18 protein-coding genes are annotated in these 15,710 nt (G+C 43.8%); 11 read left to right on the forward strand and 7 right to left on the reverse strand.

The features are described 5' to 3' along the window. Positions 1 to 55: 55 nt before the first annotated feature. Positions 56 to 427 carry a YybH family protein gene (locus VIC_RS11780; protein ID WP_006960034.1) on the forward strand — a complete coding sequence of 124 codons (372 nt, stop codon included), beginning with the start codon at positions 56 to 58 and terminating at the stop codon, positions 425 to 427. 51 nt (positions 428 to 478) lie between these two features. Here VIC_RS11780 and VIC_RS11785 read toward each other — a convergent pair whose 3' ends face one another. Both VIC_RS11785 and VIC_RS11790 read right to left on the reverse strand, forming a co-directional pair. Beyond that, positions 479 to 1,558, reverse strand: a complete 1,080-nt coding sequence (locus VIC_RS11785) for a permease (protein WP_006960035.1) — start codon at positions 1,556 to 1,558, stop codon at positions 479 to 481. Positions 1,559 to 1,725: 167 nt separating this feature from the next. After that, positions 1,726 to 2,649 (reverse strand): LysR family transcriptional regulator, encoded by a 924-nt coding sequence (locus VIC_RS11790; protein ID WP_006960036.1) that lies wholly within the window; start codon positions 2,647 to 2,649, stop codon positions 1,726 to 1,728. Positions 2,650 to 2,756: 107 nt separating this feature from the next. On the opposite strand from VIC_RS11790, the gene VIC_RS11795 reads away from it, so the two are divergent. The 3 genes from VIC_RS11795 to VIC_RS11805 all read left to right on the forward strand — a co-directional run bounded on the left by VIC_RS11795 (position 2,757) and on the right by VIC_RS11805 (position 5,375). Beyond that, entirely contained in the window at positions 2,757 to 3,701 is a 945-nt protein-coding gene (locus tag VIC_RS11795; protein ID WP_006960037.1) for an NADP-dependent oxidoreductase, read from the forward strand. A gap of 346 nt (positions 3,702 to 4,047) precedes the next feature. Next, a complete protein-coding gene (locus VIC_RS11800; protein WP_006960039.1) occupies positions 4,048 to 4,911 on the forward strand; it encodes an AEC family transporter in 864 nt (287 codons plus the stop codon). Between the two features lie 110 nt (positions 4,912 to 5,021). Beyond that, the gene (locus VIC_RS11805; protein ID WP_006960042.1) at positions 5,022 to 5,375 is read left to right on the forward strand and encodes a tRNA-binding protein; all 354 of its coding nucleotides are present in this window, start codon (positions 5,022 to 5,024) and stop codon (positions 5,373 to 5,375) included. 96 nt (positions 5,376 to 5,471) lie between these two features. Here VIC_RS11805 and VIC_RS11810 read toward each other — a convergent pair whose 3' ends face one another. Beyond that, positions 5,472 to 5,972, reverse strand: coding sequence for an SRPBCC family protein (locus VIC_RS11810; protein WP_006960045.1), 501 nt, complete (start codon positions 5,970 to 5,972; stop codon positions 5,472 to 5,474). Positions 5,973 to 6,169: 197 nt separating this feature from the next. Continuing rightward, positions 6,170 to 7,435 (reverse strand): RidA family protein, encoded by a 1,266-nt coding sequence (locus tag VIC_RS11815; protein ID WP_006960047.1) that lies wholly within the window; start codon positions 7,433 to 7,435, stop codon positions 6,170 to 6,172. A gap of 732 nt (positions 7,436 to 8,167) precedes the next feature. Here VIC_RS11815 and VIC_RS11820 point away from each other — a divergent pair. Beyond that, positions 8,168 to 9,064, forward strand: a complete 897-nt coding sequence (locus tag VIC_RS11820) for an EamA family transporter (RefSeq protein ID WP_006960050.1) — start codon at positions 8,168 to 8,170, stop codon at positions 9,062 to 9,064. Positions 9,065 to 9,149: 85 nt separating this feature from the next. Here the strand turns inward: VIC_RS11820 and VIC_RS11825 are convergent, their stop codons facing one another. After that, entirely contained in the window at positions 9,150 to 9,290 is a 141-nt protein-coding gene (locus VIC_RS11825) for a hypothetical protein (protein WP_006960052.1), read from the reverse strand. A 235-nt stretch (positions 9,291 to 9,525) separates the two neighbouring features. Between VIC_RS11825 and VIC_RS11830 the strand changes: the two genes are divergently transcribed. From VIC_RS11830 to VIC_RS11840, 3 genes are all read left to right on the forward strand, one after another. Beyond that, the gene (locus tag VIC_RS11830; protein ID WP_006960053.1) at positions 9,526 to 9,819 is read left to right on the forward strand and encodes an ArsR/SmtB family transcription factor; all 294 of its coding nucleotides are present in this window, start codon (positions 9,526 to 9,528) and stop codon (positions 9,817 to 9,819) included. Further along, on the forward strand, positions 9,806 to 10,378 hold the full coding sequence (sigZ, locus tag VIC_RS11835) for an RNA polymerase sigma factor SigZ (protein WP_006960055.1): 573 nt from the start codon (positions 9,806 to 9,808) through the stop codon (positions 10,376 to 10,378). The genes VIC_RS11830 and sigZ overlap by 14 nt, the downstream gene beginning before the upstream one ends. 123 nt (positions 10,379 to 10,501) lie before the next feature. Then, the gene (locus VIC_RS11840; protein WP_006960057.1) at positions 10,502 to 11,191 is read left to right on the forward strand and encodes a glutathione S-transferase family protein; all 690 of its coding nucleotides are present in this window, start codon (positions 10,502 to 10,504) and stop codon (positions 11,189 to 11,191) included. 65 nt (positions 11,192 to 11,256) lie between these two features. Here the strand turns inward: VIC_RS11840 and VIC_RS11845 are convergent, their stop codons facing one another. Next, the gene (locus VIC_RS11845) at positions 11,257 to 12,564 is read right to left on the reverse strand and encodes a YjiH family protein (protein ID WP_006960060.1); all 1,308 of its coding nucleotides are present in this window, start codon (positions 12,562 to 12,564) and stop codon (positions 11,257 to 11,259) included. A 266-nt stretch (positions 12,565 to 12,830) separates the two neighbouring features. Here VIC_RS11845 and VIC_RS11850 point away from each other — a divergent pair, with 266 nt between their 5' ends. Then, the gene (locus VIC_RS11850) at positions 12,831 to 13,217 is read left to right on the forward strand and encodes an MAPEG family protein (protein ID WP_006960062.1); all 387 of its coding nucleotides are present in this window, start codon (positions 12,831 to 12,833) and stop codon (positions 13,215 to 13,217) included. After that, positions 13,217 to 13,741 (forward strand): hypothetical protein, encoded by a 525-nt coding sequence (locus VIC_RS11855; protein ID WP_006960064.1) that lies wholly within the window; start codon positions 13,217 to 13,219, stop codon positions 13,739 to 13,741. The genes VIC_RS11850 and VIC_RS11855 overlap by 1 nt, the downstream gene beginning before the upstream one ends. A 36-nt stretch (positions 13,742 to 13,777) precedes the next feature. Here VIC_RS11855 and VIC_RS11860 read toward each other — a convergent pair whose 3' ends face one another. Beyond that, positions 13,778 to 14,800, reverse strand: coding sequence for an acyltransferase (locus tag VIC_RS11860; protein WP_006960066.1), 1,023 nt, complete (start codon positions 14,798 to 14,800; stop codon positions 13,778 to 13,780). A gap of 235 nt (positions 14,801 to 15,035) precedes the next feature. Here VIC_RS11860 and VIC_RS11865 point away from each other — a divergent pair, with 235 nt between their 5' ends. Further along, complete coding sequence (locus VIC_RS11865) at positions 15,036 to 15,626, forward strand: TetR/AcrR family transcriptional regulator (RefSeq protein WP_021458559.1); 591 nt, start codon at positions 15,036 to 15,038, stop codon at positions 15,624 to 15,626. The last annotated feature ends 84 nt before the right edge of the window (positions 15,627 to 15,710 follow it).

The raw sequence follows: 15,710 nt of genomic DNA on the forward strand, positions 1-15,710 counted from the left end.
TCTACGCTAATCCTAGGCCTAAACTTCTCCCCATCAGACAAGAAGGAGAAACACAATGAGTCAATCAGTATTAGAAGCGTGTCAGGCAGGTATCGAAGCGTGGAAAGCAGCATTTAATCGTCAGGATGCAAAAGGGTGTGCAGAGCAATACGCCGAAGGCACAACCATGATCGCCAAGCCATTTGGTACGTTTGAAGGTCGCGAGCAAATTCAGGCGTTTTGGCAAAACATCATTGACCAAGGCTTTAGCGATGTATCTTACACAGATACGACATGGGAAAAAGTCGATGACAATAACTATATCTTGTCGTCAAAGTGGACGATGAACAAAGCATTCGGTGTCGTACATAAAGAAGTGTGGACACTGCAAGAAGATGGTAAAGCTCGCTTAACTTACGATGAATTCGAAGTGCTGGGCGAACGATAACAAAAAGGGGATACGCATGGCGTGTCCCCTTTTTGATTTCTTTTTGTCACATTAAGCAAACAGGTAGCTGTATAGGAAGCCAGCGCCGATCGCCATGCTTAGGATGACAGTCAAGAATGCAGCAATCATCTGATTTTTAAAGATAGATTTAAGCAAAATCACTTCTGTTAAGCTTGCCCCCGCGCTGCCGATGATCAGTGCCATCACAGAACCCAGCGCCATCCCTTTTTGTACTAGTGCCGCACTTAGAGGAATCACCGCTTCAGCACGAATGTACAGTGGGATGCCGATGATGGCGGCGACTGGAATCGCATACCACTTACCCGCGCCTGCGTATTCTGCAATCAAGTCTGTTGGAATAAATCCGTAGATAAATGAGCCGATCGCAATGCCCAGCATTAGGTACGGGAATACTTGCTTAAAGTCTTTCCAAGTCGAGTGCCAGATTTTTACCCAGCGATTTGGCTTACGCTCTTCAACTAAAGTCGCGGTTGCACTGCCGTCTGCTGAGCAACTTGCAACACCGACTGATGGTTCTGCACTTGCGCCGCAGCTGGACTCTTTTGCCATTGCTGGCGCTGGTTCACCACAGCTCGATGTCCCACACGTGCCCTCTTTCTTCGGTGCAGGTTTGCTTTCACCACAGCTTGTTCCACAACTGCTGGCTTCTGCCGCCTGATACGCCTCCGGTTTTACGTAACGTTCAAAACCGAGTTTCTCTAATGCGTAGCCCGCAACAACAGACACAACCATAGCGATCATGAAATAGAACAGGGCGACTTTCCAACCAAAGGTTACGACAAACAAGCCAATGATCACTGGATTAAGCAATGGGCTACCAAACAGGAAGACCATCATAGGGCCGAATCCTGCACGCGCTCGAAGCAGACCTTTAAGGAAAGGAATGGTTGAGCAAGAACAGAAAGGCGTGATGGCGCCCAGTAGTGCTGCTACGACATAGCCTTTGCCATTACGCGAGCTCAGGATCGACTGGATCTTTTCTGGTGTAAGGAACTCTTGTAACACGCCAACGATATAGCTGATGGCAAGAAACAGGATGATTAGTTCAGTCGCGAGAAAGGCAAACATATCGAGTGCTTCACTGGCCATGGACATAAATTCATTGTTCATAAGGTGACTCCAAATTCGAGTTTTATGAATCTGAACGTTTCAAATTCATTTCTATTTTTCTCGAATTATAGAAATAAAAAACAAATGATCAAGAAAAATATTTCGATAAAAATCGAAATAAAGGGCGTATCTAATAATATCAATCAGTTAAAAGGGGGATTTTTTCGCTAACCAGTTACTTTACTGGCAAACACATGTGCCTCTGTTGAAATGATCGCTTCGACTTCGTTAATCAGCCATTTCAGAGCTCGGTTATGCTGATTTCTTCGGTGCCAAGCGACGGAAATGGTAGGAGATGGGACAGAAATGGGCATTGGCTTTTGAATCAGTCTCCCTTTCTCTATTGCTTTGCTGGCCACGGTAAACGGCAGAACACTGATCAGATTGGACTCTTCCAATAAATCCATGGCACCAGAAAAACTATTGACAGTCATCGCGACACGTCGCTGGCGTCCTTTGAGAGCCAGTGTTGAGTCTACAGCACCACTTGGATCACCAGAAAGTGAGACCAGCAAATGGTCTGCCCCACAAAAATCTTCCAACGAAAGCGCACGCTCTGCGAGTGGATGATCTGGCCGCATGACACAGGTAAAGTGGTTATCGTAAAGGTGTTGAACTGAAATCTGCTCGTGATTCGTAGGGTAGTAATCCAAGACAAGATCCACCTCAGCTTCCAGCAGTAATTTTTGTCCATTCCCTTGAAAAGGGACGGCATATAAATCTATAGCTCGCGCTCTGTCCTCGATGATCGCTCGCAATCGTGGCCAGAAAAGACTGCTGATGCCATCGGTTAACGCCACCCTAAGCTGAGTTGAAGAAGTCATCGGATCGAACTTAGGTGGAGAAACGGTATGGCTGATCTTATTGAGAGGTTCCGCTACCTCTTGCCAGAGCTGCCTTGCGTAAGGAGTGGGCGTGACTCCTCTCCCATGTTTGATAAACAGAGGGTCTTTCCACGCGTAGCGCATTCGAGAGACGGCTTTCGACACAGAAGGCTGGGTCATTGCTAATTGCTCTGCTGCAATGGTGATGGACTGCTCACGCATGATTGCGTCAAAGATAACTATCAGATTTAAATCAATTTTAGCCATACAACTCATTCCTATGTGGAATAATGTTTATATCAACTATTAATTAGAAGAAATAGGTTATTAGTTGAATACTGAAGCTGTTCTCATCACAGATAAGGAAGAAAGTTATGAAAGCAGCATTCATCAAACAATATGGAGATGTCATTCAACTCAATGTTGGTCAGTTGGACAAGCCAGAACCATCAGCCAATCAGGTATTGATAAAAATCGTGGCATCAGGTGTGAATCCAGTCGATTTTCATATTCGAAATGGCATGATGGCTGATACCGATACACATGTGTTACCACAGGTATTAGGCTGGGATTGCTCCGGTGTTATTGAGCAAATTGGTGATGACGTGAGTGGGTTTAAGCCAGGCGACAAAGTTCTTTCTTTCACTCCTATTTCAGAGCAGGGCACCAACGCTGAATATATCGCGGTGAACGCAGAGCTCGTAGTAGCAAAACCAGAGCGAATGAGTTTTGTTGATGCGGCTGCTTTGCCATTGGCCTCTGTTACTGCTTGGCAAGGATTACATACGCATGGTCACATCAAGCAGGGGCAAACCGTTCTTATTCATAATGCTTCTGGTGGTGTTGGGGCATTTGCGGTGCAAATAGCCAAAGCCGCTGGGGCTTACGTCGTCGCTACAGCCTCTCAAGCGAAACTGGACTACATAAAAACATTGGGGGCGGACGAAGTGCACGATGAAAGCCTGATAGATTGGCACTCGACGATGAGGTTCGATTTGGCTTTTGTCGCAAAAGCAGGTGCTTATCTGCTTCATCGCACGGTTTCTTGTGTTAAATCAGGTGGCCGAATTGTTTCTACGTTTGATGAGCTTTCAGAAGGCGAAGTCGGCATTTATGGTATTTCGTTCACAAGAATGTGGGTCGAAAACAGCGCTGATGATCTTAACAAAGTACTCGGCCTGTTCAATGTGAACCAGTTAATCATCCCGATAGATAGTGTCTACCCCCTTGAGGACATCCAGCTTGCCCATAAACGTTCTGAGCAATACAAAGCTGTTGGAAAAATTGTGCTGACCGTTGATCCGAAATTGAAATATTAGATATAGCTTGCGGCTCCTTTGAGCTGCTTTTTTACTCAATGCCTGCATTTTAAAGGGTGTCACGTATTTTCATTATAGTGAACTTCTTAAAGCTATTTTCTCTTTAAGTTAAATTGGTTGCATATTTGTATTTATTTTATAAAATCCGCGTTTTCATCAAATTGCGGACATCAGCCGTGGGAATATATGGAAGTATTAAAACTCAAGGAATTGATTTGCTAAACAAGGGCGTTTTGTTCTCCACTAATGCCTTTTGGTTTAACGCTCAATGTTCAGAAAAATGGGCTCATCAGTGGGCGAAGCGAGCTGAAGCATGGGCAACTGAACATAAGGTGGTGGTTTAGTAATGGCAACTTTACTCCCTTTTATCTATTTGCTTGTTGGAATTCTGATTGGCAAAAGGCAGTTAAACGTCAAAACGTTTTCATCTCTCGTACTCACTAAGATAGTGATACCTTTAATTATCATCTGGAACATCTCCCTTCATTTAGAGGAAATGGCATGGGTTATCGCATTGACGATGGTGTCTATGCTAGCGATATTCGCTTGGCGACACTGGATGGGAAAAGATGCAATTCGAAGTTTATGTTTTTGCTATCTGAATATAGGTTGGTTGGGTTTGCCAATTGCCCACACATTGCTGGGAGATGAAGCTGCTAGATTCGTGTTAGCTGCGTATATTGGAAGCTCTATTGTGGGTAACTCAATTGGCGCGAACTATCTAAAAAAAGAAGCATTCTCGATTTTAAAGATTCTGAGTTCACCACCGGTGATTGCTTTACTTATTGGTTGTTTGTTGATTCCAGTTGGGAGCGATATCGAAGTGTACGGATACAATGTATATGTCGTGTCCAAGTTCCTGATGAGCTTTTTAGGCATGATGATACTTGGTATCTGGCTTTCTGAAACAAGTTTAAAGAAAAGCGATGTGTTGGCTTACACCAAGTCTTATGCATTTAGAATTGTGATATTGAGTACAGTGGTTCTTGTCGTTTTTGGCATCGGCCAAATATCAAACTCAGAGATTGTGCATCAACAACTGCCGTTGCTGTTTTTAATCTGTCTGCTTCCACCTGCTGCTAACATTATTGTGCTGGAAACCTCCTATCTGGGCACAGGAACCAGTGCAGCAAGAATTTCGGTAGAAACCATGGTAAGTATCGTGGTGATTGCGGCTTACGGCATAGTGGTGCATTCGTTGAGCTTATAAAGAGGCATCAGGGACATAACGATTTGCGGTGTTTGTTACGAATATCAATTTGTTGAAGGACAAATTCGAGTATTAGTAGTGATGTTGAGGCGAATGCAAAGGAACCAATAATGAAACCTGCTCCAATCAAAGATTTGATTACATATGATGACTTTTCCAAGCTGGATATTCGAGTCGGTACAATTACACAGGTCAGTGAAGTTGAAAAATCAGACAAGCTGATGAAACTGACAGTCGACTTTGGTGATCATACTCGCTCAATTTTGGCGGGGATCAAGCAGGAGCGAGCAAATCCACGTGAGATTGAAGGCAAACAAGCTTTGTTTGTTGTTAACCTTCCTGAAAGAAAAATGGCCGGTGAACTTTCGCAAGGTATGCTATTTGATATTGGCTACGAGGATAAGATAACTCCGTGCCTAGCCATGCCAGAGTCTGAAGTGCCAAATGGCTGTCGAGCGGGATAGATTCCGTGGCGTAGGTCCAAAAGCAGCGTGTATAGCGCTGCTTTTTTGTTGGCTGAATTAGCTGAACAGTTGAGTCTTAGATAAACGAACTAAGCGTTATATCGCATGTACGGATTTATAGCTTGGGTTCTGGTTTTCCATGTGGTATCGAAGGTCATCTAACACTTGCCCAAAGTTCTTTGATAGCCCTAATTTTAGAAATGGGTAAGCTAGGTAGCCAAATGTGGACAGTTCAATATTAGACTCCCAGGTAACCAAACATTTTTCTGCGGACACTTCTTTAACAGAGAGCGTGACAATGTTTTTCTTTACCGGAAATATTTTCGGAGCATTGAATGGCACGACATCAAACTGAAAGCGCATATCCTGCTCTGAAAAGTACAAGATGTTTTCTTTTGCTTTGAGGCCATTTGGCTTGTCTGTGAACTCGCAGACACGACCCGCAACAGGTGCGCCATCTAAGACATTGCCTTCTTTCAGCGCATAGGAGTCGACAACAAACCCCATCCACGTGTGCGCATGTTCGAACTGATCTGCAACAATTTTCCACACATCAGATGATTTACGATTGATTTCAACTACTTTTAAGATATTCATAATCACATTCCTCTAGGTCTGACATATCAGATTGTTCAATCAGTATATGTGGACTAAAAATGTGACGATATAGATAAAAATGCGCCTTTATGGTGCGTTTTTGAACCAATTTCAGTATGGACGCTAAGTACCGTCTTCGCATTAAAATAAGAAGCCGACTGGTTTAGTCGGCTTTTCAAACGCGTCGTTATTATTGGCTACCCTCTAGGAGGTGTCCCTTCTCCGTTTGAAGCAACGACGTCGATTTGCATCAGTGCATTCATGGCAATATCAGAGACTCCAACGACGGTTCTTGCTGGTAGATCTCCTTCAAAATACGCTGCGTAGATTTCGTCTACGATGTACAGGTCTTCAATATTACGCAGTTGAATATTCACTTTTACAATGTCATCCATCACATGATCAATGCTTTCAATAATGGCTTTAATGTTGTTCAAGCATTGCTGTGCCTGTTCTTTCGCACCACCAGTCACCAACTGATTAGTTATGGGGTTCAGGGGTAACTGAGCCGCGATGTGGTTATAGTGAGAAAACGCAACGGTGTGAGTGTGTAATGCATTGAAAGGAGCGCCGTCAGTATTGTGGGCCCGAATGACAATGCCGTGTCTGTCTTCGACTTCTTGTGGTGGTGTGCCGTCACCATGCGAAACGACAACATCCATCTGAACCAAGGCATTCATTGGTAATGCTTTTGCAGAAACGATGGTTCGAGCTGGTACATAAGCGACGCTGCGGGCGATGGCTGAATCAGGGAAGAAGGTTGTATAAACCTCATTGACGATGTCCAGATTTGCCAAATCAGTCAGGTAGAGTCGTACGTTAACGATATCATCGTATGGGACATCAATGCTTTCCATCACGGCTTTGATGTTTGTTAAGCATTGCTTAGCCTGCTCTTTCACTCCGCCTTGAATAAGGCTGCCAGTGGCTGGGTCTATCGGCAGTTGTGCCGACAAATTGTTGTAGTGAGAAAAGGCCACTGTTTGTGTCGATATCGCACTTGTTGGGGCTTTGTCAGTATTTCTGGACAATTTAATCAAGTTGCAAGGTGCTTGTGGTGCCGTACCTTCACCATTTGAGATCAGGGCATCCATTTGAACTAACGCATCACTTAGCGGCAAGGCTTCAACCGCGAGCGCGGTACGTGTAGGTAGATGTTGCTGGAAGTAGTTAGCATAAACCTCATCAACCGCGTCTAAGTCATTTATATTTTTAAGGAAAACGTTAATCTTTACGACGTCCTCAAGCGTGTGATCGATGCTTTCAACAATCGCTTTGATGTTCTCTAGGCATTGTTTCGCCTGTTGCTTGATATCTCCAACAATTATCTCTCCTGTTTCTGGGCTGACAGGCAATTGGGCCGAAATATTGTTGTAGTGAGAAAACGCCACAGTTTGCGAAGATAGCTCGCAGATCGGTGCGCGTTCGGTGTTTCTTGAGACTTTAATGATACCGCCACTCATGTCGATGTTTATCCTTCTCTGTTGTCCGTAGATATCTTTGTATCTTTGGTAGGGTTTATGTGTTGGATGAGAGTGACGAGATAGTAGGTGAATAGACAGCTGGCAATTGTGATAAAAGTCAAAATACAATTTGGCAGGTAGAGCCTAGAAAAGCAGGATTTTTATTCAATCAAAGATAAACTATCCAGAAATAATTATTCCTGTTGGCGATCGTGGTTATTTCTTTTGGAATATTCCACTTGGGGTGCATAGCTAACCAGCGTGACATTTTATGGATAGCCGATGTTTCTTCTTGTTCTGGTGATGAGTTCACAAGAATGCGGCTGATACGATCATTTCTACACTTTATTGGTGTTGTTTATTCCTAAATAGGTACATAAATACTATTCATGGGTATTGAATAAACTCCGTCACGTTGCTACTTGAACGCTGAGCTTTATTATGAAGTGGCATACCGACAGTGATTTTCCTGGAAATGATCTGTCAATCTTTAGTAACGCTCGATATGTAAACAATTGGTGTGGCGTCATGTTTTAGGTAAGATTGGTAGCAGCTTAAAATAGCGTTAAATTAATGAATCGGTAGTGAGTGCTCGCATATATACCATCAAAAGGAGAGGTTTGGGTTTAATGTTGATTGATAGTAAATGCAAATGCAGGGTGAGGTATAAGATAAGTTAGGCGTATATTATAGGCTGTCAAAAAGATAATAAGAAAACTTAAAGAGGTTGAAATGGATTTCAAAAGCTTAGCAGGTGTTGTTCTAGTCGTTTTGATATGGGGGTTAAACTTTTCCGTTATTAAGTTTGGTCTTGAAGAAATCCCACCAATCCTATTCTCTGGAATGAGATTTCTTGTTGTTGCTATACCTGCAGTGTTTTTTGTTCCTTTCCCTAAAACATCAGTATGGAATGTCATAGGCGTAGGGTTATTTTTAGGTGTCCTAAAATTTAGCTTCCTGTTTGTGGCTATGGAGTCAGATGTCTCAGCGGGGCTTTCGTCACTATTACTGCAAGCGCAAGTCGTGTTTACTATTTTGCTCAGCGTATTGCTGTGGAAGGAATCATTGAACCGATATCAACCATTTGGGATGGCGGTAGCTTGTATTGGATTCAGTCTCTTCTTCTACACCGCGGGAGGTAACGCAACGACTTTAGGTATAACACTTATTTTATGTGCTGCTGCATTTTGGTCAGTCTCAAATCTGATCATGAAACGAATGGGTGATGTGAACTTACTGCATTTCATGGTCTGGGTTAGCCTGATTCCCCCAATCCCTTTATTCTTGATTTCTTGGCTATTCGAAACAAATGAGCCTTTGATGATATTATTAGCCACAACAGAGAAATCGTGGCTGTCTTTGCTGTATGTAAGTTACATCTCAACTTTGGCTGCTTTCGCTTTGTGGGGATGGTTACTCAAAAATTATCCTGCTGCTGTTGTTACCCCTTTTGCATTACTAATACCTGTGGTGGGCATTGTTGGCTCAAGTCTGCTTTTGAATGAGCAGTTAACCGACTTAGAGACGCTAGGCGGTGCACTGATTTTACTTGGATTGTCAGTCTCAGTGTTAGGCTTAAGGCTTTGTACCTTCATATCTCAGCGCCTAAGATTGCACAGAGCGATATAGCGGTTTTAATCCCCCAGACAGGTTGATTTCCATGGTTCTATCAGCCAGTGTTTCTGAGGCACTGGCTTTGAGAAAGGACGTGGTTTTACTCTTCGGCTGTGGCTTCGTGAATGGCTTGTTTTGTGTCGCCCCACACTTTTGATGAATCATCTTTAACGCCTTGCCATGTGTTGGAGCAGCCGCCAATTAGCAGAGCAATAGCCGTCACAATCAATGATACTCTCATTTTTTATCCCTTAATTAGCACGTTATCTTGTGACTATATCAAAAACGGGTTGGCTAAATGTGAAATTCATTTCAGGATTTGTTTTCGAAAAAACAGGAATCGAGGATTAGGTGGCTACTATTAATGAGTTACTGCTGAAAAATAGCATGCCCATATTAGGATGTTCTGTTGAGTACATTGCAAAACACATATATTTCGATTATCTTGGAAATAATGTTTTATGTAGGAGTGACTGATGGAACTTGAAGTTGTCGCAAAAGCGTTGAAAGAGCTAGGCCACCCAACGCGTCTTTCCATCTATAAAAGTGTTGTTAAAGCTGGGTTTCAGGGTATTGCCGTTGGCGCGATTCAGGAACAGCTGAATATTCCCGGCTCGACGTTGTCTCACCATATCTCCAGTTTGGCATCGGCAAATTTAATCAGCCAGCGTCGTGAAGGCCGCACACTTTATTGTGTTGCAGAGTACGAGAGCCTAGAAGGAGTGATTGGTTTCTTACAAGATGAGTGTTGTGCTGATGAACGTTGCTAACCCCACCTTAAAACTTGAAGATGTCTGGACTCAGTATCAGCAAGCGGTTAAGTCCTTTCTTCATTCCAAAGTCAGTAACCCCGATGATGTCGATGATCTTCAGCAAGAGATACTGATCAAAACCTATCAGAACCTGAACACAGTCAAAGACACTGAGAGTGTCAAATCCTGGCTGTTTCAGCTCGCCAACCGAACCATCATTGATTTTTACCGCAAGCGAGCCCGCCAGCAGCGTGACGGTGAATTGGAAGCCAATGATTTGTGGTTTGAAGAGCAAGAAAAGTCCATCGATCAGGACATGATGAAATGCATCAAGCCTTTCATTCAGGCGTTACCTGCCGATCAATCGGAACTATTGGATGCAGTGGAACTGCAAGGTGCAAGTCAGAAACAGCTTGCTGAGAAGGCCGGTGTGAGCTACTCCACGCTGAAATCTCGCGTACAGAAAGGCCGTACAGAGCTGCGTAAATTGTTCGAAGGCTGCTGTTCTCTTTCTTTAGATAAGCACGGCAATGTGATCGATTGTGAAGAGAAATCAGAGAGTTGTGGTCGTTGCTAAACCTATTGGTTGGACTTTTCTAAAATAATTTCGCCGTTTTATCGTCTTCCTTTTCTTGGCCTCGTCTTAAGGGTGTAAGTGATGCAAAAGCATCGATTCTTAAGATACAAGAGAGTGTACAAGATGATTAAAGTAGTTAGCTTCAAAATTTGTCCGTTTGTTCAACGTGTGACTGCTGCGCTGGAAGCGAAAAAGATCCCGTACGAGATTGAGTACATTGATCTGAAAAACAAGCCGCAATGGTTCCTTGATATCTCACCTAATGGCCAGGTTCCGGTCATGGTAGCGGAAAACGGTACAGCGCTGTTTGAATCGGATGCGATTATTGAGTATATCGAAGATGAATTCGGCCCGCTTGAACAAGGGGTAACAAACGAGCAGCGTGCATTGGATCGTGCATGGAGCTATCTAGCGTCAAAACACTATTTGGTTCAGTGCAGTACAATGCGCAGCGCGGATGAAGCGACCTTGACAGAACGTGTCGAGAAGCTGGCAAAAGCGTTTGCCAAGGCGGAGAAACAGTTAGCTGGGCCATTCTTTAAAGGCGAGCAGATGAGTAATGTGGATATGGCTTGGCTGCCGCTGTTGCATCGAGCGCACATTATCAAGTCACGTACCTGCTTTGACATGTTAGAAGGTTTACCAAAAGTTCAGGCGTGGCAGAACAAGATTCTGGAGTCTGGCTTGGTAGAAAAAACCGTCGCAGAAGACTTTGAAGAAGCATTTACCGGCTTTTACCTGTCCGATCAGACTTTCCTAGGTAAAGGTGAAGATTGCACTGCCAACTCAGGTTGCGGCACGGATTGCTGTTAATTGGTTTGCCGCTATGCCCCGGGTAATTAACCGGGGCATTTTTCATGCTAAGTCTGCCCAACGCATTATCCAAACAAGATCAATGCTGTTGGGATAGCCAGTGTGAGGCTTAAAGCTGTTCTTAAGAACCAAATTACAATCAGGTGACTAATTTTTAGAGGGAGTTTTGTCGATAGAATACACGGGATTGATGCGGACATAAAAAGGATAGAAGAAACGCTTACGACTCCCGTAACAAACCGAGAAACTAGGTCTGTGTCTTGCATTATCAACGCAGGCAAAAACATTTCTGCCAGCCCCGCTGCAATTGCGCTGGCGAGCTCCGCACTATTGTTGATACCCCATACCCAAATAAACGGATAAAGGGTGAATCCTATCCAGTCAAAGATCGATGTATATTTTGCTCCAAGTAATCCAATAAAACCTACTGACATAATTGAAGGTAGAATGTTAAGCGTCATCATTAGGCCATCTTTAAGGTTGGTCATGATGCTTACGCGAATGCTGGGTGCTTCATCGGCTGCTTTCAAACCAACCTCTAAAGCAGATCTAAGTGTTACTTGGGTTCGATTAGTTGGAATCTCGGTGCTTTTTTCGTTGTTTAGCGTTGATAGGGGAGGGAGCCTGGCTGTTATGGCTGTGACTAAGAATGTGATGATTAGAGTTACTGCAAAGTAAGTAGCCCACATATCCATCAAACTTAAGGCTTTTGCGACAATAAGCATGAAAGTGGCTGAAACAGTAGAAAAACCTGTAGCAATAATGGCTGCTTCGCGAAGTGAATAATGTCCAGAAACGTACATTCTATTGGTTATAAGCAGCCCAATTGAGTAGCTACCAACAAATGAGGCCAGTGCATCAATTGCAGAGCGACCAGGGGTTCTCCAAATTGGTTGCATGACTTTTTGCATTAGTGCGCCTATCGATTCCATCATTCCGTAATTGACCAGAAAAGCGAGAAATATAGACCCAATTGGGACGATGAGACTGACAGGAATAACTAACTTCTCAAATAAAAAGGGAAGCATGTCTGGAGATTGAAATTGTGTAGGCCCAATTTTTGTGACTGCTAAAAATCCAGCGATCACTCCAATCCACTTTAATATTAGAAAAATTTGCTCGGTGCGATTGTTTCTCCAACCCGAGTTAAATAGTGGGTACAAGGCACCTAGAGTTATCATCAACAACGCATACCATGAGGTATTGGCTCCTAGTTGGTTTTGCGCAATCTTCACGATGTGGTCGATCGGAATGCTCTGTAAGCCACCTATGGTGATGGGTGCAAAAAAGACAAATATACCTATACCACTAAGGCCGAAAAGTCGGCACCAAGAGGATAGATGTGGTTTTTGATGTTCTAATAGCTGGTTCATAGATTTCCCAAGTACACTGACGTAATGATTTTTATCGTTTTCTATACGATATATATGCATTTGGGAGAGTTAAAGAGCGTCAACTCACTGAAGAGAAACATAGTTAGAGTTTTTGCATGCTTTGGAAGCGGACTCACTGACGGAAGCAATGAAAGAGTATCTTATTTCTTGGAGTTTCTTTTGAGGAGTCGTTGTACGTCAAAGATTTTCTCCATAACTTCTGAAATTATTCTCTACAATAATCAGAGTAACAAGGAGAAATACTTATGATTACAGCGCTTTACGCGTCGATATTAGCCGCATTGATGATATGGCTGTCGATACAGGTAATCAAACAGCGTCGCAGTGCCAAAGTTGCCTATGCAGATGGTGGAGTGAATGCCCTTCAGGTCGCTCGCAGTGCTCAGGGCAATGCGATGGACTATATTCCGATCACTTTGTTCTTAATGGCAATGGTTGAATTTAACGGTGCCAGCCCTTGGATGATTCATCTGGCTGGAATTGTATTTGTCATTGGCCGACTCATGCATGCTAAGGCGGTATTGGCTGAAAAGCTCAAAGGTCGAATTACCGGTATGAAGTTGACCTTTCTGGTTATGGCGGTGCTTATTGTCCTTAACCTTGTTTATCTGCCTTTTGGAAAATTATGGTAATGCCTTTCAAAGTTCCGCCCGCTTGGTCTCTGGTACTGGTTGGCCTAGTCCTCAATATTCTCGCGATTGTCATGTCGAGTGTTGTGTTGGATAGGTTGAGTGCTCAGATTGCGACTCTGGCAGAGCAGAAAGACGAAAATATCTATTCGATTCAGCTCGCTTGGAGCAGTGTCGAAACATTGGAGCGCAAACGCGAGGCTATTTTGCTGCACTTGAATCAGGTCGGTGACGATAAGATCGATGATGCGTTACAAACCGCGCTTCAAGGCCAACTGAGTGCTTGGTTAGGTGGAAGTGTTCCGCTGATCAGTCGTGAAAATCTGAGTCCATTAATGATGCAGATTAATCAGGCTCAGCAGGGTTATCGCAATCAGATTGATGATTATTATCTGAAGAATCTTACCATTACCGAAGTGATGGCGGCTTTGAATGAGAAAATCGCTTGGTACAAAAATATTGGTTTGTTTTTGCAAGTTTTTGGCCTGACTTTGATTCTGGCTCGAGACTTGGCCAGAAAGCCTTGATTAAACAAAAACGCCTCCATTATGGAGGCGTTTTTGTTAGCGGAATAGCCAGCGCCTGAGAGGTGTTTTGCTCATTGTGGTGACGAAAGTTAAGGTTAAGAAAACAGTCCCGATCAACACTGCCGCATCTTTGCTTGCCCCAGTCATGCCTGCCATCCCGGTGATATTCATCATCAAAATAATCATTGGAAGATGCGATACGTAAATTGCCAGCACATATTTTGACAGCGATGTTATCGCCCAACCTTTTCCTAGTTCTGGTTTGGCGAGTAGCCAAAGAAAGCAGCCGAGGCTCCAGAGTAGAGTGCCGAACAGGTAGTCGTTCTCGTTAAACGTATGGCCTAAACTTGATAGCCAGTAAGCTTCACCGAAATGAATCGCCATACCCGAAAGTGCTATGAATAAGGCTTGTCTGGCAGTGACAGAAACGTTTTGCTGGCGAATGAGTAAACCTGCGGTAAACAGCAATGTACTGAAAAACGGGCCGTTACGAGTAAAAAAGGGCGCCCACATCTCAGTGACCAGTTGGTAGCTGCCTGCTAGCGTGCCGTATAGGTAGAGCAAAGCGGCGACAGGAAGCATCCAGCCGAGCATGTCTTTATGAATGAAGAACGCACACAGGGTTGCCGCCAGCATTAAGGCAGGCAAGAACCACAAGTGTACCAAGCCTCCTTCCATCAGCGAGTTTATCGGGTTTTGTGCCAGAAAGTGCCAATAGCCTTGTCTTTCAGCTAGGTAGCCATGTTCGAATAAAACACCGAAGTTGAATGGCATCAGCAGGCATATCAGACTCCAGACTACAAAAATTCTAAATAATGGTGTTATGTAGCGCTTGAGCGTTTCTATTGGTGCGGCACTGAGCTTAGGTTGAATCAGGTAACCGGCTATGAGGAAAAACAGTGGCACAGCGAAGCGCGTCGTCTGGTTAAAAATGTAGCCAAACCAAGGCGTGCCTTGATATTGCCAATAGGTGAGGAACATCTGACAGTGCATCGCGAGAATCGCAAAAATGGCAATAACACGACCCAGCTCAATACTGTGAATTTTATCTTTTTTCATCGCAATATGGATAAGGAATAATTTGCGCTTACGCTAACAGTTTTGGGATGCCGATAAGCGGTGTCAGGTCAAACTACTCGGGCGTTTCCTTGGATATTGAGCCAATTCTGCGAGTCGGGTCGAGGCCTTACAATTGTTACACTTATCGGCTGGATTCCTGACTATCGAGACATTTATAGATTGCAAAAAAGTACGAACGTGCTAAAAATAAAAAGAGTGAATAAGTGAGAGTATGATGAGCAAAGGTAAAGTAACCCGAGACAATATCCTGAGTAAGGCATTTGAATTGGCGAGCGAGAACGGGCTGGAAAGCCTTACGATCGGTGAGTTGGCCAAGCAATGCGGTATGTCGAAAAGTGGTTTGTTTGCTCATTTTAACTCCAAAGATAACTTACAGATCGCGGTTTTGGAGTATGCAAACCTGATTTTTACCCAACGGGTGATTGCACCAGCGAGAGAGCAAAGCAGCGCCCTTCGTCAGGAGCAGAAGATTCGTACTCTGCTGGATAATTGGCTTGGTTGGAATCATTCATTTCAGGGCAGTTGCATGTTTTTGGATGCATGGAAAGAGACCAATCCAGAAGCGAACCCAACGCAACAAGCTTTGAAAAAAACCATCGCGACTTGGGTCGAGTACTTGAGAATTCAGGTCGCAAAAGGGGTAGAAAATGGTGAGTTTCGCCAAGATCTTGACCCGAAACAGGCCACCTTTGAGTTGTATGGCTTGTATTTAAGTGCTCACTTGTTCTATTCGATTCACGGAGAGCACGAGAGTTACCAACATTTCTGGCAAGGCGTTGAACGCATGATGACAAGCTGGAAGTAAGCATTAGCTGGCTGAGCCATTAGTCTGAACATAAACTGGGCTCGGCCAATAAATTAACTAAAAATAGCACGGTCGTTCGCTTTT

The sequence above is a fragment of the Vibrio coralliilyticus ATCC BAA-450 genome, from assembly GCF_000176135.1.
Lineage (GTDB): Bacteria > Pseudomonadota > Gammaproteobacteria > Enterobacterales > Vibrionaceae > Vibrio > Vibrio coralliilyticus.